20 protein-coding genes, 1 tRNA gene, 1 other RNA gene and 1 pseudogene are annotated in these 16,674 nt (G+C 62.0%); 11 read left to right on the top strand and 12 right to left on the bottom strand.

Translation table 11 applies throughout. From position 1 onward, the window contains the following. Window positions 1-193 precede the first annotated feature (193 nt). Both ASD00_RS02430 and ASD00_RS02425 read left to right on the top strand, forming a co-directional pair. The gene (locus ASD00_RS02430) at window positions 194-931 is read left to right on the top strand and encodes a sulfate transporter family protein (RefSeq protein ID WP_057204371.1); all 738 of its coding nucleotides are present in this window, start codon (window positions 194-196) and stop codon (window positions 929-931) included. A 200-nt stretch (window positions 932-1,131) separates the two neighbouring features. After that, window positions 1,132-1,341 (top strand): SlyX family protein, encoded by a 210-nt coding sequence (locus ASD00_RS02425; RefSeq protein WP_025425461.1) that lies wholly within the window; start codon window positions 1,132-1,134, stop codon window positions 1,339-1,341. Window positions 1,342-1,492: 151 nt separating this feature from the next. Here ASD00_RS02425 and ASD00_RS02420 read toward each other — a convergent pair whose 3' ends face one another. The 3 genes from ASD00_RS02420 to ASD00_RS02410 all read right to left on the bottom strand — a co-directional run bounded on the left by ASD00_RS02420 (window position 1,493) and on the right by ASD00_RS02410 (window position 3,849). After that, a complete protein-coding gene (locus tag ASD00_RS02420) occupies window positions 1,493-2,485 on the bottom strand; it encodes a BMP family ABC transporter substrate-binding protein (protein ID WP_025425462.1) in 993 nt (330 codons plus the stop codon). Window positions 2,486-2,831: 346 nt separating this feature from the next. Further along, on the bottom strand, window positions 2,832-3,485 hold the full coding sequence (gene msrA, locus ASD00_RS02415) for a peptide-methionine (S)-S-oxide reductase MsrA (protein WP_025425463.1): 654 nt from the start codon (window positions 3,483-3,485) through the stop codon (window positions 2,832-2,834). Between the two features lie 46 nt (window positions 3,486-3,531). Beyond that, window positions 3,532-3,849: a hypothetical protein gene (locus tag ASD00_RS02410; protein WP_025425464.1), complete on the bottom strand. Its 318-nt coding sequence runs from the start codon at window positions 3,847-3,849 to the stop codon at window positions 3,532-3,534. Between the two features lie 370 nt (window positions 3,850-4,219). Here ASD00_RS02410 and ASD00_RS02405 point away from each other — a divergent pair. From ASD00_RS02405 to ASD00_RS02390, 4 genes and pseudogenes are all read left to right on the top strand, one after another. Beyond that, window positions 4,220-4,309, top strand: a tRNA-Ser gene (locus tag ASD00_RS02405). A 171-nt stretch (window positions 4,310-4,480) separates the two neighbouring features. After that, window positions 4,481-4,819 carry a metalloregulator ArsR/SmtB family transcription factor gene (locus ASD00_RS02400; RefSeq protein ID WP_038576608.1) on the top strand — a complete coding sequence of 113 codons (339 nt, stop codon included), beginning with the start codon at window positions 4,481-4,483 and terminating at the stop codon, window positions 4,817-4,819. A gap of 1 nt (window position 4,820) precedes the next feature. Further along, window positions 4,821-5,301 (top strand): annotated as a pseudogene (locus ASD00_RS02395) (SRPBCC family protein). A gap of 11 nt (window positions 5,302-5,312) precedes the next feature. Then, window positions 5,313-5,936: a dihydrofolate reductase family protein gene (locus ASD00_RS02390; RefSeq protein WP_025425467.1), complete on the top strand. Its 624-nt coding sequence runs from the start codon at window positions 5,313-5,315 to the stop codon at window positions 5,934-5,936. 56 nt (window positions 5,937-5,992) lie between these two features. Here the strand turns inward: ASD00_RS02390 and ASD00_RS02385 are convergent, their stop codons facing one another. From ASD00_RS02385 to ASD00_RS02370, 4 genes are all read right to left on the bottom strand, one after another. Beyond that, window positions 5,993-6,922, bottom strand: coding sequence for a hypothetical protein (locus tag ASD00_RS02385; RefSeq protein WP_025425468.1), 930 nt, complete (start codon window positions 6,920-6,922; stop codon window positions 5,993-5,995). A gap of 52 nt (window positions 6,923-6,974) precedes the next feature. After that, window positions 6,975-7,832 (bottom strand): MerR family transcriptional regulator, encoded by an 858-nt coding sequence (locus ASD00_RS02380; RefSeq protein WP_200951423.1) that lies wholly within the window; start codon window positions 7,830-7,832, stop codon window positions 6,975-6,977. Window positions 7,833-7,997: 165 nt separating this feature from the next. Next, window positions 7,998-9,200 carry a CmlA/FloR family chloramphenicol efflux MFS transporter gene (cml, locus tag ASD00_RS02375; RefSeq protein ID WP_057204370.1) on the bottom strand — a complete coding sequence of 401 codons (1,203 nt, stop codon included), beginning with the start codon at window positions 9,198-9,200 and terminating at the stop codon, window positions 7,998-8,000. 238 nt (window positions 9,201-9,438) lie between these two features. Further along, entirely contained in the window at window positions 9,439-9,711 is a 273-nt protein-coding gene (locus ASD00_RS02370; protein WP_025425471.1) for a BON domain-containing protein, read from the bottom strand. Window positions 9,712-9,874: 163 nt separating this feature from the next. Here ASD00_RS02370 and ASD00_RS02365 point away from each other — a divergent pair, with 163 nt between their 5' ends. Then, complete coding sequence (locus tag ASD00_RS02365) at window positions 9,875-10,819, top strand: AEC family transporter (RefSeq protein ID WP_025425472.1); 945 nt, start codon at window positions 9,875-9,877, stop codon at window positions 10,817-10,819. Window positions 10,820-10,900: 81 nt separating this feature from the next. On the opposite strand, the gene ASD00_RS02360 is transcribed toward ASD00_RS02365, so the two are convergent. Then, window positions 10,901-11,563 (bottom strand): cytochrome c family protein, encoded by a 663-nt coding sequence (locus tag ASD00_RS02360; RefSeq protein WP_038575793.1) that lies wholly within the window; start codon window positions 11,561-11,563, stop codon window positions 10,901-10,903. A 156-nt stretch (window positions 11,564-11,719) separates the two neighbouring features. Between ASD00_RS02360 and ASD00_RS02355 the strand changes: the two genes are divergently transcribed. From ASD00_RS02355 to ASD00_RS38205, 3 genes are all read left to right on the top strand, one after another. Then, window positions 11,720-12,475 carry a 3-deoxy-manno-octulosonate cytidylyltransferase gene (locus tag ASD00_RS02355; RefSeq protein WP_025425473.1) on the top strand — a complete coding sequence of 252 codons (756 nt, stop codon included), beginning with the start codon at window positions 11,720-11,722 and terminating at the stop codon, window positions 12,473-12,475. Between the two features lie 13 nt (window positions 12,476-12,488). Beyond that, on the top strand, window positions 12,489-13,343 hold the full coding sequence (locus ASD00_RS02350) for a prephenate dehydratase (RefSeq protein WP_025425474.1): 855 nt from the start codon (window positions 12,489-12,491) through the stop codon (window positions 13,341-13,343). A gap of 195 nt (window positions 13,344-13,538) precedes the next feature. Continuing rightward, a complete protein-coding gene (locus ASD00_RS38205) occupies window positions 13,539-13,676 on the top strand; it encodes a DUF1127 domain-containing protein (protein WP_065784874.1) in 138 nt (45 codons plus the stop codon). 80 nt (window positions 13,677-13,756) lie between these two features. Here the strand turns inward: ASD00_RS38205 and ASD00_RS02345 are convergent, their stop codons facing one another. From ASD00_RS02345 to ASD00_RS02330, 4 genes are all read right to left on the bottom strand, one after another. Beyond that, window positions 13,757-14,128 (bottom strand): VOC family protein, encoded by a 372-nt coding sequence (locus ASD00_RS02345; RefSeq protein WP_025425475.1) that lies wholly within the window; start codon window positions 14,126-14,128, stop codon window positions 13,757-13,759. An 82-nt stretch (window positions 14,129-14,210) separates the two neighbouring features. Next, complete coding sequence (locus ASD00_RS02340) at window positions 14,211-14,921, bottom strand: YafY family protein (RefSeq protein ID WP_057204368.1); 711 nt, start codon at window positions 14,919-14,921, stop codon at window positions 14,211-14,213. A gap of 31 nt (window positions 14,922-14,952) precedes the next feature. Continuing rightward, entirely contained in the window at window positions 14,953-15,933 is a 981-nt protein-coding gene (gene nudC, locus ASD00_RS02335; protein WP_025425477.1) for an NAD(+) diphosphatase, read from the bottom strand. 2 nt (window positions 15,934-15,935) lie between these two features. Then, on the bottom strand, window positions 15,936-16,340 hold the full coding sequence (locus tag ASD00_RS02330) for an HIT family protein (RefSeq protein WP_025425478.1): 405 nt from the start codon (window positions 16,338-16,340) through the stop codon (window positions 15,936-15,938). Between the two features lie 107 nt (window positions 16,341-16,447). Here ASD00_RS02330 and ffs point away from each other — a divergent pair. Then, an RNA gene (gene ffs, locus ASD00_RS38045) (signal recognition particle sRNA small type) lies at window positions 16,448-16,544 on the top strand. Window positions 16,545-16,674 lie beyond the last annotated feature (130 nt).

The raw sequence follows: 16,674 nt of genomic DNA, 5'->3' as shown, positions 1-16,674 counted from the left end.
GTCGCGCAAAACCCCTGCACAGTTTTGTGCAACAAGCTCTACCATATCGCTCCCCGTGGCGTTTGCCATGGTTCGTCCGTCTTCGCCGCAGGAATTTTGCCGAAAGCAGATGATGCCGGCCGTCCTGCCTTGTCGATACGAAGGCGTTTGCCTACATGCCTCATCGAACCCTGCCCGGCACTGGAGAGATTTGATGATATTGGACGCGGCGCGGCTTTCTTTTGCCAATCTCTTTGCACCGGAGACCCGTTCGGTGTTCTGGAAAGTGCTCGGCCTGACGCTTCTGGCGCTCGCAGCACTGTGGTTCGGCCTGCGCGAACTCTTCATCTGGCTTGCTTTGCCATGGCTCGATGCGTTGATGCCTGGCACGCCCGCCTGGGCGGGTTGGCTCACCTTCGTGCTCGGCATCTTCGCGAGCCTCGGGCTGGCGCTGGCCCTGGCCCTGCTGCTAGCGCCGGTGACGGCGCTGATCGCCGGCTTCTTCCTTGACGATGTCGCGGACGTGGTCGAGGCGCGCGACTATCCGAGCGAGCCGGCGGGCAGGCCCTTGCCGCTCGGAGAGGCGATTGCCGGCTCCGCCAAGTTCCTCGGCGTCGTCATTCTCGGCAACATATTGGCGCTGTTCCTGCTGCTCGTGCCCGGCGTCAACCTGATCGCCTTCTTCCTCGTCAACGGTTACCTGCTGGGGCGGGAGTTCTTCGAGTTTGCCGCCATGCGCTACCGGTCGCCGGCGGAGGCGCGGCTTTTCCGCGCCAAGCACCGCTCGACCGTGTTCCTGGCCGGGTTGATCCTTGCGGCGTTTCTCGCCGTACCGCTGCTCAACCTGCTGACGCCGCTCTTTGCCGCCGGCATGATGGTGCACCTGCACAAGAGGCTGTCGGCAAGCGATCCGGGATTTTCGCTGACGCGAGGGGCCACGGCCAGGCCCTGAGACGCAATCTGCTTGACAGCGGACATCCGCTGGCCAATCTGCCGGCAAATCCCCCGCTGCATGTTTCCTTAATCTTGTTCGATTTAGGAATACCGACATGCAGCTATTCAGAGTGATACAGCGACCTTTGTGCGTCTGAAGACGTACGGCGCTGCAGGCGTCGCCCGCCGGGATGGCCGCGACAGGACGGAGCAGCTGAAATGAACAACGCCGAAGACCGGGTCACCCGCCTTGAAGAGACGGTGGCTCACCAGGCCAAGACGATCGAAGAGCTTTCCGACCAACTTGCCGAGCAATGGAAAGTGGTCGAACAGACCCGAGCAAAGCTCGACCGGCTGACGGAACGCTTCCTCAGCCTCGAGGAGCAATCGATCGATGCGCCTCCGATCACCCGGCCGCCGCATTACTAGAGCTTTTCCAGGAAAAGTGCGAAGCGGCTTTGCGTCAGGAAATGCGCAAAGCCAGGGAGATGGCGCGGCTCAATGGCTCCGCAGGACAGGGAAATAAAAAGGCCGCCGGTTCTAGCGAACGGCGGCCTTTCTCATTTTCAGGCGGAAGCCCTTAGTAGGGGCAGGCTTCGTCGCTCATGTAGTCGTGCACCTGGACCTTGCCGGCGATGATCTCGGCTTTCACCTTCTCGACCGCATCGAGCATTTCCGGGGTGATCAGAGCCTTGTTGTTGTCGTCGAGCGAGTAGCCGACGCCATCTTCCTTGAGGCCGAGATTGGAGATGCCGAACTCGAACTTGTCGTTCTTGGCAGCAGTGAAGGCTTCGTAGACGGCGACGTCGACGCGCTTCAGCATCGAGGTCAGAACCTTGCCCGGCTGCAGTCCGTTCTGGTTGGAGTCGACGCCGATGCCGAGCTTTCCGGCATCTGCAGCGGCCTGCAGGACGCCAACGCCCGTGCCGCCGGCTGCGTGGTAGACCACGTCCGAACCCTGGTCCATCTGCGACTTGGCAATTTCGCCGCCCTTGACCGGGTCGTTCCAGGCGTCCGGTGTCGTGCCGGTGTAGGCTTCGAGAACCTTCACGTCAGCGCCGGTCGACTTCGCGCCGCCGACATAGCCGCAGGCGAACTTGTGGATGAGCGGCACGTCCATGCCACCGACGAAGCTGACGGTCTTCGACTTCGAAGCGAGACCAGCGAGCACGCCGACGAGGTAGGAGCCTTCCTGTTCCTTGAACACGATCGACTTCACGTTCGGCTTGTCGAGCACCATGTCGATGATCGCGAACTTGGTGTCCGGATATTCGCCGGCAATCTTTTCGAGCGGTGCCGCCCAGTTGAAGCCGGCCATGACGATCGGGTTGTTGCCGTCGCTGGCGAAGCGGCGCAGGGCCTGCTCGCGCTGTGCATCGTTGGCGATTTCGAATTCGCGGTATTCGACGCCCGATTCGGTTTTGAACTTTTCGGCGCCGTTATAAGCGGCTTCGTTGAACGATTTGTCGAACTTGCCGCCCAGATCGTAAATGATGGCCGGCTTGATGTCGGCGGCCAGAGCCGTCGCGGACATCATGGAAAAGGCAAAGAGACCGAGAATGGTTTTTTTCATCGTGCAGCCCTGTTGTCGCTATTGATCTTTATCGGGTCCTCCCGCGGGCCCCGGATGGAACCTGTCTGCGGAACCCACCCCTCTCGTGGGGGCTAGGGTGGCCGCATCCTTGCACGGTCACGGCAAAAAAACACTCAAAATTTTTCGGATGGTAAAAATGTCGACCGGCATTCACAAGCAGGGTTAAAATGCCGGTTCGCTTGACCTTTTAGCGCGGGGGTGGACACCAGCAGCATGTAAAAGGCCAAGAGCATATCGCGCAAGAGTATACAGTGGGTTGTGCGCGACATGCGCAAAAGCGAAAGCCTGAAACGCAGCAGGCGGATCCCGCTGATCGCGATAGGCCCTAGGCGCCGATCGGGCAGCTGACGCCGGTGCCACGCAGGGCGCAATAACCAACAGGGTTCTTCGCCAGATACTGCTGGTGGTAGTCCTCGGCAAAATACAACGGGCCGGCCTTCGCGATCTCGGTGGTGATCTTGCCGGTGTGGCCCGATCTCTTCAGCGCCGCCTGGAAGGCATCGCGCGCGGCCTTCGCTTCCTTCAGCTGCGCGTCGTCATAGACATAGATGGCGGAGCGATAGGTCGTGCCGATATCGTTGCCCTGACGCATGCCCTGGGTCGGGTCGTGTTCCTCGAAAAAGGTCTTGAGCAGGCTCGACAACGGAACCACCTCCGGATCGTAGACCACCAGCACCACCTCGGTGTGGCCGGTCAGTCCCGTGGTGGTTTCCTGGTAGGTCGGGTTCGGCGTCATGCCGCCGGAATAGCCGGCCGCGGTGACATACACGCCCGGCTTATTCCAGAGCAGCCGCTCCGCGCCCCAGAAGCATCCCATGCCGAGCAGGATCTTTTCCATGCCTTCCGGGTAGGGGCCCTTCAGCGGGTGTCCCGAGACGAAATGCGTGGCGGCGGTCGGAATGGCGTCCTCGCGCCCGCGCAGTGCCGTCTGCGCGTCGGGCATGATGGTCTTCTTGTTGAACATGTCGATCAGGAACATCACGAAACTCCTTGTCGGTCGACGCGGGATGAGCACCCCGCGATGATCAGGCAGCGAAACGGCCGGCCGCCGGCCGCTTCTTGTATCCGGCCATCCACAGGAGGAGGGCGAGAAGGGCGAGCACCGCAAACGCCGGCTGCGTAAAGAACCAGTGCAGCACCGTGTGCCAGAGGATCGGCCCGGTATCCGTCCGCTGCGCGAACAGCACCCAGCTAGCGGTGTCGGGGCCAAGCGCTTCGAGATCGTCGCCGAGCGACGTCATCACCAGCTCGGAGGCTGCGACGGACTGGATGGCATCGACAGCCCCCGCAAGGACGGCCGCAAGCAGCACCACAAAGCTCGCCAGTCGCAGCACGAAGCGCATCGGTCCCTCATTTCTCAAACTCTATCGCCCCAGATCGAACCGTCGCTCCCGTCTTACGGCATCAGTTCCCCTGCTTGAGGGCAAAGCCGGCGCGAGGGGAGAACGTGGCAATCCGGGATGGTGCAACGTTCCGGCGGCCTTCGAAAGGAGGCGCCGAACAACTCTGCCGCAAGAGATAGGCCCCGTGTTCGACAAGCGCAATGGCAGCCGTTCGCTGCCAAGTTTCATAAGATGTCAACAATCTGTCAGAAAGCAGTTGATCCCGCGCAAATCATCGGTATATATCCCGCCCGTCCGCCGGTTCGCGCCGGATGACACGAAGGGCCTCGCCCTTCCCATCCAGCCGCATGACCATCGGCTGTTGACGGATGGACAGGTGGCCGAGTGGTTGAAGGCGCACGCCTGGAACGCGTGTATACGTGAAAGCGTATCGAGGGTTCGAATCCCTCTCTGTCCGCCATTTCTTCACCAAGGGTTAATTTTTCATCGTACTCAGCCGTCGCTAGTCGCAACCTTGTGCGCTGACCCAGATCATTGATGTGCGCGGAGCTTGCGCGGGTGTTGGTGCGTCGCCGGCGGAGGGCAAACAGTTAGCCGTTGCGCTAAGTGTTTCGTCATGATACTTAGCCTTATGGAACAGTATTCGAGCCCTTTGGACGGAATTTTTCAGGCCCTGGCCGACCCCACGAGGCGCTCCGTGCTGGCGAGGCTCGGTCGAGGGCCAGCCAGCATCAGCGATCTGGCAGAGCCGTTCGACATGGCGCTACCGTCGTTCATGAAACACATCCATTTTCTCGAAGGCAGCGGCCTGATCCGCACCGAGAAGCAGGGCCGGGTGCGCACCTGCACCATCGAGAAGAGCCGGTTTGCCGCCATCGAAGCGTGGATGTCGGAGCAGCGCGCCCTTTGGGAAGGCCGCACCGATCGGCTTGAACAGTTCGTGATATCAGCTGAGAACAAGGAGAAATGACATGATCCGATCTCACAACCCCGATCTCGACCTGACGATATCGCGCCTGATCAAGGCGCCGCGGCCGACGATCTGGAATGCATGGACCGATCCCGCCAGCTTCGAGCAATGGTGGGTTCCGGCGCCGGCCAGATGCCAGGTGGTCGATATGGACCTGCGGCCGGGCGTGCGCCTTCGTCACAAGGATCAGCGAAGGCGGCGGTGCGTTCACGCCGCATCTGGATGCGTGCTTTCTGGCGGTCGACGACATCCAGCGCATTGTCTTTACCAATTCGCTGGTCGCGGGGTGGCGCCCGGCCGAAAACCCTTTCATGACGGCGATCATCACACTCAAGGATCATCCTGAGGGCACGGACTATGCCGCCCACGTCATGCACAAGAGCAACGCCGACCGAAACATGCACGAGGAGATGGGTTTTCACGATGGCTGGGGCACGATCATCGCGCAGCTTGCCCGGCTCGTGGAGGGCAGAACCCAGTAGAGGAGCTCGACATGCGCAAGATTGTCCTGCAGATGATGACGACGCTCAACGGTCGCCTCGACGATCCGCTGGCCTGGCTCGGTAGCGTCGGCGACGACCAATATCGGGCGATCGACCGGCTCTACGCCACCTATGACACCGTACTCGTCGGCCGCGTGACCTACGAGGAAATGGCATCCTACTGGCCGGGCGCCCTGTCGGAGGACGTGGGAACCGAAACCAACCGCAAGATGGCGCGGAGGATGCACGACTATCGCAAACTGGTCTTCTCGCGCTCGGGACGCCAGACGCTGACCGAATGGAACAATGTCGAGCAGGTCGTTGCCCACGATGACGAATTGCTGGCAGCCTATCTCCTGGATCTGAAGGCGCGCGCCGGTGGCGATATTCACCTTTCCGGCGGCGCCAGCCTGGCCCAGACGGTCATCGGTCTCGGCCTCGTCGATATCTTCCACTTCTTCGTCTATCCCGTCACGTCCCCGGGTGCCGCCTGGTTCGATGAGCTTCCCGACAGATATGATCTGCGGCTGATGGGCACGGACACCTACGAGAATGGCGTGGTCGGCCTGCACTACGAACCGCTCAAGCGTGAGAACGCGGAACGGGCAAGCAGTTTTTCCGAACTGCTCGTATAACCGCGTGTCCCGCCGCTCCGGCCGCGCCGACGGCCCGAGCGGCGGTCGATCGCAGATCAGCAACCGTGCTCCAGCGCGGTCTTCATCCGGTCATAGGTCGGGGCGAGTGCCCGCAAGGTGGCCGCCGCGACTGCGTCCTTGCGCACCACCAGCGGATACTGCAGCGCTCCGATGAGCCGTGCCTGTTCATCGGCAATGCGGGCCGCCTCGTTGTAACCCGCCCGTGCGAGGCAGGCGGCCGCGTCGGCCGCGCGGCGGGCGCCGGTCCGGATGGCGAAGTGGACCAGATGCGCGCGCAAGTTCTTGTCGCAACCGGTCGCGACGCGCGCGGCGAGCGTTTCGGCTGCTTCGGCATTGCCGAGGGTTCCGGGAGGAACGGGCAGGTCCGTCTCCATCGACAGCCAGTGGATGGCGGCCGGGATCGACGCCCGTATCGTCTCGATTTCCGATATCTCGGCGATACGGACAAAGTCGGTCCGCATGGTGTAGGCGTCACCATAACTCAGCGTGTCTGCGCGCCAGGCGGCCATGAAGTTGGCGAGCGGCAGGCGCGCATAGGGGTAGCCCTGCGGGTCGTGCATCAGCACGCTGTCCTCGTCCATGTCGAGCACCACGACGTAATGGTCGGCGTCGATCGGTCCGTTCATGCCCGGCTGGTGGCGCAGATGCCCCATCTCGATGGGGCCGATCCAGACCGGTCCGTCCTTGAGGGCTGCGCGCAGGCGGGAAAGCGCGTCGTCCGCATCGCCGCCCTTGCTGAGCGTCGATGTCCAGCCGAGCGCCGCAAGCGCGCCTTCAGAGCCGGCTTCCGGATCCCAGCCATAGGGGTCGAAGAACGGCAGGGTGCCGCCGAGCAGTTGCATGCCGAACGGACTGCTGGTGGCAAATTCGATCACCGCGGTGGAGGGGGCCTGCGCGCCGAACATCATTGCGAAAGAGTTGGCGTAGCAATAGGGGCCGGAGCCCGTATAGGCGAAATGCATCATGATCGTCTGTCCTGTTAGAGCATTTCCAGGAAAAGTACGGAGCGGTCTTCCGTCAGGAAATGCGGATAAAACAAAGAGATAGAGTGGTTCTGATTCCGCCTAAGACGGAAACATTATGGGGTAGGCGACATCGAAGGACGCGCCGTTGCTGCCGGGGTAGTTCGTAGGGGCTGCCGCTGCTGTTGATGTCGGTTCGCGCATCCAGCCAGGTTTCGATGGCGTCGTAGACGCGCAAGATCAGCGGGAAGTTTTCACAAGCCGCCGGCACCGGCAGAAAGACCTCTCGCCGCGCGGCCTGAAGGCGGATGCGCAGGTCGTCGACCGGCTCGATGCCGCCTTCATAGGCGATGGCGACTTCCACCAGTCCCTCGCTGTCGCGGCTAACGGTTTCATGGAAATGCACGGTCATGGCGCCGTCGCTGGCAATCCCGCAATGGCGCAGGTAACCACGGATCTCCGCCTGGGCGGTTGCCAGGAATGCATCAAGCGCCTCGATATCGAGCTGACGTTGGCAGGAGATCAGCTTGCAGGCTGCCACCTCGCGTACGGCAATCGCCGAGATTAGGTCGGCATCACCGCCGTCCGTCTGCCGCGCGATCGCCTCCACCAGCTCGGTCTGCTCGCTCAGCCGCTCGTTTTGAGCGTCCAGCCAGGACCGCAATTCGATAAGGCGGCTCTGCGCATCCAGTTCCACCAATTGCGCGACGCGCGCCACCGACAGGCCAAGGCGTCGAAGGCGCGCGATAAGCCGTGCCCGGGCGGCCTGCTCCGGCGCATAGTAGCGATAGCCCGTCGTCGGATCGGTATAGGCGGGCACCAGCAGGCCCTGCTCGGCATAAAGCCGCAGCGCCTTTGGTGACAGTCGTGTGGCGGCGCCAAAACGGCCCGCAAGGAGATAAGATTCGCTCATGGATCTGACTGTGAGGCTTGCCCCTGGGGCGAGGTCAAGAGGCAATCGTTGTCGATGTGCACGCCTTGTACTCGCATTCGCTTTGCCAGCGCTGTCGGGGGGTAAACAAGGGGTGCCGCAGGGCGTGCCGAGATGGTCGATACGCCCTGTGGCAGGTTCATCGGATCAGGCTTCCGCCGGGCGTTGCCTCGCCAGCACACCGAGCGCGACCAGCGTGACGATCGCCATTGTCATTGAATAGCCGGCTAATGGAAATGCGGTATCTCCACCAAGCAGAACCACAGCCAGGGTGCCGAGCACCCCGACAATCAGGCTCTGAATGCAGAAGTAGAGCGCGACCGCCGTTCCTGCCACATGGCCGAAAGCCTGGAGGGCTCCATTGGGGGTGACCGAACCGGTGAAGACGATGCCGACGGCGATGACCCACATCGGCAGGATGAAGGTCCAGAACGACGGTGCGGCGACGCTCTGGCCGACGACGAGCAGCACCGCGCCGAGGATGAGCAGCGCCATCCCGCGGGCAAGGCTGCCGGTGATGCCCCAGAGCGCCACGAAGCGTTTGGCAAAACGGGTCGTGACGATCATCACAAGGGCCGCCGTCGCAAAGACCAGGCTGAAGGCGAGTTCGGAATAATCAGCTCGATCGATGAGCACGCGTGGTGCTGTCGAGAAGAACACGAAGAACGAGCCCATCGCGGCGCTGAAGCCGAGCGTGTAGGTCCAGAACGCTCCGTTGCGCAGGATCGGGCCGAAGGATCTTCTCTCGCCTTCGGTGCCGGTTGGCCTGGTTTCCCGCCATCGCGGTATCGCATTCGCCATGGCCGCGATGGCGAGTAGGCCGAGTGCCAGGAAGATCGCCCGCCAGCCGAAGCGATCGGCAAGCAGCGCGCCGGCGATCGGGCCGAGGGCCGGCACGAAGGCGAGCATCGCGCTGAAGAGGCCGTAGATGGTCACGCCTTCGGGCCGGTCTGCATAGACATCGCGGACAGTGGCAAAGGTGGCAACGAGCGCTGCCGAGGCGCCGATCGCCTGCAGCAGGCGAAGGGCGAGGAAGGCGGGGGCCGACACGGTGGCGGCCATCAGCAGCGATGCGACCGCAAACAGCAGCGCCCCACAGATGACGACCGGACGCCGACCGATGCGATCGGAGATGGGCCCGAAGACGATCTGGCCGACGCCGAGAATGGTCATGTAGAGGCTTAACGTCAGCTGGATGATCGCTGGCGTCGTGGCGAGAATGCCCGGCATGACAGGCACGACCGGCAGATAGATATCCATCGCCAGGGAGGCGAGAATGTCGAAGGGGGCCATCAGCAACAGCGCTGCCGGCACTGAATAGTTCCAGGTTGATGATTTATGATTGGGCACGATTGAACATCCGCTCAAATGAATGACATTCAGCGGCGCTCTGCCTTCTTATCGGTAGTGTGAAATGACCGGACAGACGCCGCAACAACGATTGGGAGTGTTGTTGCGGCTTACTTGGTTGCTGACTCAGGCGTCCCCATTCCGGTCTCCATAGGAAATCGCGCGCGTTGTGGTTGGCGCCGTGTCCATTTACCAGCCCAAGCTGCCAACAACAACCGCTTGCGGTCAAGCAAGCAGATCATGAATGTTTGCCCGGCTTCACCGTCAGGCGGTTCTCGACGCTGGTGACGCCGATTACCGATCTCGCCGCGTCGCCGGCGCAGGCAACATCGGAATCGCTTGGGACCTGGCCCGACAGCACGACCATTTCGCCGAGCACGATCACTGAGATATCGGTGGTGTCGACGAAGGTGGCGTAGCGGATGAAGCGCAGAACCTTGCCCGCCAGATCGTCATCCTTCAGATGAGGATCGTCGTCCTTATGGGAGTAGATGGGCTTTTCTGTTGGCATGGTCGTTTTCCCACTGCTGTTCGGGAACGCCCCGGACAAGCGAATGTTCCGGTCTTTTTTACCTTGGTCGACGGCTTCGTCAGGGGCGTGGATCCGGTCCTGCAACCTTGCGGCGGTCGCCGGAACGGGTCTATCTCTATCGGACCGTTCCCAAGGCTCACGCATGTCCGATATTTTCCAGAATGTTCTGCCCATCTTCATCCTGATCCTCACCGGTTGGCTGATCGTCAGGCTCGGCTACCTGAAACCGACCGTTGGCGACGCGCTCGGTGATTTCGTTTTCCGCGTCGCGGTGCCTGTTCTCCTGTTTCGCACAATCGCCGAGGCGGATTTCAAGGACGGCTCGCCCTGGCCGCTCTGGGTTGCCTATTTCTCAGGCGTCGCCGTCACCTGGACCATCGGCCATCTGGCGGCGACGCTCGCCTTTGGCCGCGATGCGCGCATGGGCGTGCTGGCCGGTGTTTCCTCGGCCTTCGCCAACACCGTCTTCATCGGCTTGCCGCTGGTCTCGCGCATCGTCGGCGAGGAGGGGATCGTCGCGCTGTCGATCCTGCTGTCGGTGCACCTGCCGGTGATGATGATCGCGGGCACCGTGCTGATGGAGCGCGCCGAACGCAGGGTAAGCGGCAAGCCGGGCCAAAGCCCGCTGAAGCTCCTGGGCGGCGTTGCCCGCAACCTGCTGCGCAATCCGCTGGTCATAGGCCTTGCCTTCGGTGCCGCTTTCCATCTGCTTGGCCAGCCGCTCGACGGTCCGGTCAAGAGCGTCGTCGATCAGCTTGCCGCCATTGCCGCGCCGGCGGCGCTGGTTTCGATCGGCATGGCGCTCGACAAATATGGTCTTGTCGGCAATCTCGGGCTGGCGACGGTGACGAGCCTGTTGAAGCTTGTGGTTCTGCCGGGCGTCGTCTTTGCCGCCTGCCACCTGCTCGGCCTCAACGACAACTGGACGACCGCGCTTGTGCTGACCTCGGCGGTGCCGACCGGCGTCAACGCATGGCTGATCGCCAATCATTTCAACGTCGGCCATGCGCTGGCGTCCTCGACCATCACGCTGACCACAGCGCTGGGTGTCGCCAGCGTTTCGGTCTGGGCCTACATCCTGATGTGACCGGCGGGTCCGGTGAAGACAGCAAAAAGCCCGGCGCGATGGCCGGGCTTTGCGAAATTCGATCGTAACGGAGCTTGGGGCTTATTGAGCCGGCGCAGCCTGGCCTTCGGCCGGCTTGGCTTCCGTTGCGGGCGCTTCGGCCGGCTTCTCGGCAGCACCTTCGGTAGCGGCAGCCGGAGCAGCTTCTGCGGCCGCTGCATCCGGGAGAGCGGCCGGAGCATCGGCCTGTTCGCGGAGATATGCGATCAGGTTGGCGCGTTCGTCAGGCTTCTTCACGCCGGCAAAGCCCATAGCGGTGCCCGGAACGTGCTTCTTCGGCGCTTCGATGAAGAAGCTGAGGTGGTCGTAGTCCCAGACGACCTTGCTGCCTTCGGAGAAGGTCTTCATGCCAGCCGAGTAGCTGAAACCTTCGTGCGAGGCGATCGGGCGGTTGACGACACCCCACAGGTTGGGGCCGACCTTGTTGGCCCCTCCCTTATCCACGGTGTGACAGCTTGCGCATTTCTTGAACACGGTTCCGCCGGCTGCAGCGTCTGCCTTGAGGAGCAAGGGCTTGATGTCGACTTCAGCCGCTTCCTGGGCGCCGCCGCCAGCTTCGGCCGTGCCTTCTTCGGCAACGATCGCGAAGCCTTCCTTCTCGGGAGCCTCGGAATGGAAAATGCCTTCCGACGCAATGGATACGGACATCAGAACGAAAACCGTACCCAGAAAGGCACCCACGCCCATGTTCACATATGAGTTCATCTGCAAACGCTCCCTTTGCCACCGGCGTAAACAAAAACCCGGCCCATCTTGAAATCGCGCGGAACCTATGTCTTTTGGCTCTGCGTTGCAACAGAGATTATGGGCCCCCAACTGAGACTTTTTGACACTTTGGGCGGGGTTTTTGAAGGCCACATCATGAATCGCGAAAATTCAGGCAAAGCCATCGTGCTCATTCCGGCGCGCATGGCCTCCACGCGTCTGCCGGGCAAGCCGCTCGCCGATATCTGCGGCCTGCCGATGATCGTCCAGGTTGCCAAGCGCGCGGCGGAAGCCGATGTCGGACGGGTCGTCGTCGCCGTCGACGACCCGCGTGTTTTCGATGTCGTGCGCGACGCCGGTTTCGAGGCGATCATGACGCGGGTCGACCATCAGTCCGGTTCCGACCGGATCTATGAGGCGCTGTCGAAGGCCGATCCGGACAGTGAGGCGCAGTTCGTCATCAACGTGCAGGGCGATCTGCCGACGATCGAGCCGGCTCCTATCCGTGCCTCGCTGAGGCCGCTTGTCGAAAATGCCTCGACCGATATCGCCACCTTGACGGTGGCGATCACCGACGAGGAAGAGAAGAAGAGCCCCAACATCGTCAAGATCGTCGGCTCGCCGCTGTCGGCGACGCGCCTGCGCGCTCTCTATTTTACCCGCGCGACCGCGCCCTACGGACAGGGCCCGCTCTACCACCACATCGGGCTTTATGCCTACCGCCGCCAGGCGCTCGAAAAATTCGTCGCTCTGAAGCCGTCGACGCTGGAAAAGCGCGAATCGCTTGAGCAATTGCGCGCGCTTGAAGCTGGCATGCGCATCGATGTCGAAATCGTCGACACCGTACCGCTCGGCGTCGACACTCCGGTCGAGCTCGAAAAAGCCCGCCGCATCCTTTCCGAAAAAGCCTGAGAAGGAAGACAGTGTGACCACGAAGACCAACAGGATCTCCTTCCAGGGCGATTACGGCGCCAATTCCGACATGGCCTGCCGCGACATGTTTCCGTCGATGGAGCCGCTTCCCTGCCAGACCTTCGAAGACGCCTTCGTGGCGGTCGAGAATGGCGAGGCGGATCTCGCGATGATCCCGATCGAAAACACCATCGCCGGCCGTGTTGCCGACATCCACCACCTGCTACCCGAATCGCGGCTGCATATCGTCGGCGAATATTTCATGCCGATCCGCTTCCAGCTGATGGTGCTGCCGGGCGTGACGCGCGACGAAATCCGCACCGTTCACAGCCACATCCATGCGCTCGGTCAGTGCCGCAAGATCGTGCGCGCCAATGGCTGGAAGCCGGTGGTTGCCGGCGATACCGCAGGAGCCGCCAAGCTGGTGTCGGAGCAGGGTGATCGCTCGATGGCGGCGCTCGCGCCGCGGCTTGCCGCCGACCTCTACGGCCTCGAGATCGTTGCCGAAAATGTCGAGGACACCGAAAGCAACGTGACTCGCTTCGTCGTGCTGTCGCGTGACGAGCAGATGCTCTCCCGCAGCGCCGATGACGAACTGATCATCACCACCTTTGTGTTCAACGTGCGCAACATTCCGGCCGCGCTCTACAAGGCGATGGGCGGCTTTGCCACCAACGGCATCAACATGACGAAGCTCGAGAGCTACCAGCTCGGCGGCAAGTTCGTGGCCACGCAGTTCTACGCCGACATCGAAGGTCATCCGGACGACACGTCGGTGCGCCATGCGATGGAGGAGCTGCGCTTCTTCTCGGAGAAGGTCCGCATTCTCGGCACCTACAAGGCGCATCCGATGCGTGGTGTGCTTTAAGCATCTCAGAGACAGAGCGTTTCTACGACCCGTCTAAACCGGAGACGCTCTGGCGGCTCCGGCCGCACTGCAGATCAGGCTTACCAATGCGTTAACTCGCTACGCGTCTGGTGCATGCCTAATCTGCAATCGCGGCGGTACCTAAACAATGTGCAAATGCCTATTTGACACTCGTTCACATATGGAGTGTTAAAAATGAAGATCCGTCAGAAGATCGTTGAATATGCAAAAATGCGCCGTGCGATCCGCGAGCTGAATTCGCTGGATGACCACGCCCTGAGCGATATCGGTATTTCCCGTTCGCAGATCCAGGCCGCCGTTTACGGCCGCTAATCAGCACAATTCGCCGTATCCCGCCACCCAAGCTGGCGGGATACGCGCAATGCACTACAGCGCCGCGCGTCAAACTGGCGCTACTCGTCAAAAAGGCACACGCGCAGGCGGTGTCCATCCGGGTCAAGCGCCACGAAGGTCGGTCCGAAATCCATCTTCGTCAGTTCCTGCGCAATCGGCAGGCCAGCGTCCTTCCATTTTTCATAGTGCGCGCGAACCGCCTCCTCATTTTCCACCATGAATGCCAATTCCGAGCGGCTGCCGGTCTTCGACGGCGGTGGTGGCGCCACCTTATCCTGTGCCCAAAGCCCGAGCACGAAGCCGCCCTGCAGCTCGAAGGACGAAAAGGTCGGGAAGGAGACGAGCGGCTCCTTGCCGAGCAGCTTGCGATAGAATTCGACGCTTGCGAGCGGATCTTCGACATAGAGAATAGTGAGATTTGCCTTGGCCATAATCCGTCTCCTTGTTTGGGAGTTGCAGATTAGCGCGCACCACTGCCAATTTCTGTCAGCATCGATTTCCGGTTTTTATGCCTTATGCCGAACCGACCCGCCTGCCTTCAGGCGCAGCAATATTCTGCGTCGTGCGCCATTCCCGAAGCAACACCTGCCGCCGGCGCGCATAGCGGCTCTCGCTCATGTCAGCCTGCCTGATGCGGTCGGTCCGGAAATGCCTGAAGCCCTGGCGCAGCTCGCACCAGGCAACCAGAACTCGAACATTCTCGAAGAAGCCGAGGGCAAACGGCCAGACCGTGCGGCGGGTCTCGCTGCCGTCGTTGTCGATATAGACGAGGTCGAGCTTGCGCTCGTGGCGTATCGCCTTGCGCAACAATGCAATGTCGATGCCGTCGGCCACCGGCGGGCTTGGCCCGACGAGCAGTGTCGAGGCGTCGAGCTCGTCGCGCAGATCCGCCGGCAGCACCGCGGCGATCTTGGCGAGCGCATCGGCGGCGGCCGCCGCCAGATGGGTGTCGGCGCGTTTTGCCACCCAGCGTGAGCCGAGCACCAGCGCCTCGATCTCCTCCTGCGAGAACATCATTGGCGGCAGCATGAAGCCGGGTTTCAGGATGTAGCCGAGCCCCGGCCCGCCTTCGATATGGGCGCCCTGCGCCTGCAGGCTGGCGATATCGCGGTAGAGCGTTCTGAGGCTGACGCCGGTCTCCTCCGCCAGACGCCGTCCGCTGACGGGCTGGCGGTAGCGTCTGAGAACCTGCAGCAGGTCGAGAAGCCGTTCGGAGCGGGACACCTTAAGTCTCCTCGTATCGGCAGGTCTGTGCTCAGCCGTGCTCGTCCCAGGCCAGCCAGTCGCGCATCAGCCGGTGGGCAATGGCGCCCTTCGGCGGCGGAATATGCTCGTCGCCGGTATCGGCCACGCCGGTCGTGCGTTCCAGCATTGCTGCCGTTTCGGCGCGGGTGAACCAGCGGACATCCTCGAGCTCCTGTTCGTCGCGCTTGATCGCCGTCGATTTCGCCTCGGCATAGCAGCCGATCATCAGCGAGTGCGGCAGCGGCCACGGCTGCGAGGCGTGGTAGCGCACGCGGCCGATGTGGATGCCGGATTCCTCGTGGGTTTCGCGGCGCACGGCGTTTTCGATGGTTTCGCCCGGCTCGACGAAGCCGGCGAGGCACGAATACATTCCGGCCGTGAAATGCGGGCTGCGGCCGAGCAGGCAGAGATCACGCTCCAGATCGATGGTCAGCATGATGACGACGGGATCGGTGCGCGGGAAAACCATATGGCCGCAGGCTGTGCAGACGCGGCGATAGCCACCGGCCTTGCCTTCCATCGGCCCGGCGCAACGGCCGCAGAAGCGGTTGTTGGCGTTCCATGTGATGAGGCTCGAGCCTTGGGCGAACTGGCCGAGAAGTTCTTCCGGCAGCATCTGCTGGCGGTAGAGCGTGCGTCCGTCGGCGATCTTGAACGGCTCGGCCATGTTGTCTTCGGTAAGGCCGGTCGGCACGGCGAGCCGCGGCTCGCCGTTCGGCAGGTAGCCGAGCAGGATGGTGTCGTCGAGCACCGGCTCAAGCCCGTCGAGCTCATAGGGTGCAAACAGCGGGTCGATGATCTTCTCGTCGTGTTTGACGATCAGCTTCGGTCCGGAAAAGGCGAGGAAATGGGCGCCCGGATGTTTGAGCGCGACTTCGATGCAGTCGTCGGCCCGGTGCTCGGACTGGCGATCCAGGTGGTTCTCGGAAAAGGCGACGAGAGTGCTCGGCTCCGGATGAGGGCTTCGAAGGTCAAAGATCGATTTCGTCATGTTCAGAGATTTTCCAGAATGCGGGCTGCAAATGCCTGATGGTCTTGCTCGCCCCAAGGCTCCGACTTGCCGAAGCCCCAGACGGGTCCGGGCCAGTTCGGGTCGCCGTCACTGCGGGCGATGATATGCACATGGAGCTGCCGGACGATGTTGCCGAGCGCGCCGATATTGATCTTCTCGGCACCGGTGACCTTTTTCAAGGCGGTCGCCACCATATTGGTTTCGAAAGTCAGCATCGTCTGGTCGAGCGGCGTGAGATCGAAGATCTCGGAAATGTCCCCGCGTTGGGGAATGAGGACCAGCCAGGGCCAGCGGCGATCGTTCATCAGGCGCATCTGGCAGAGGCCGATCGAGGCGATCGGGATGCCGTCGCGTTCAAGCCGCTCGTCAAGGGTGAATGTCGTCAAGAAGGTCTCCTTGTGCCGGGAGCGGATTCGCCTTGTTTTGCATATCGATATCAGTTTTTTGATGGCTTGGCTTGCATTTGGTTGCGATATTGCCGATATGGGAGCCGGGAGGTTGGTGGTGGACGAGCCACTCGCCAACCGGGTCAGGTCCGGAAGGAAGCAGCCCTAACGAGCCCGGCACGGGTCATCGTGCCAGCCTCCCACCTGCCTGATTGCTGAGATCGAGATAGCTCTCAGCAATCAGGCAGCATCACAGAATGTTGCGGCGTCCAGACGCATCCCATGCGACGCGCGGTGCCGTAAATCCGTCCTGTCGGGACACGAGTTCAAGCAG

The organism is Ensifer sp. Root31 (genome assembly GCF_001424825.1).
Taxonomy (GTDB): domain Bacteria; phylum Pseudomonadota; class Alphaproteobacteria; order Rhizobiales; family Rhizobiaceae; genus Ensifer; species Ensifer canadensis.
Note: the sequence above shows the minus strand (reverse complement) of the source record. Positions and strands in the feature narration are given on the sequence as shown.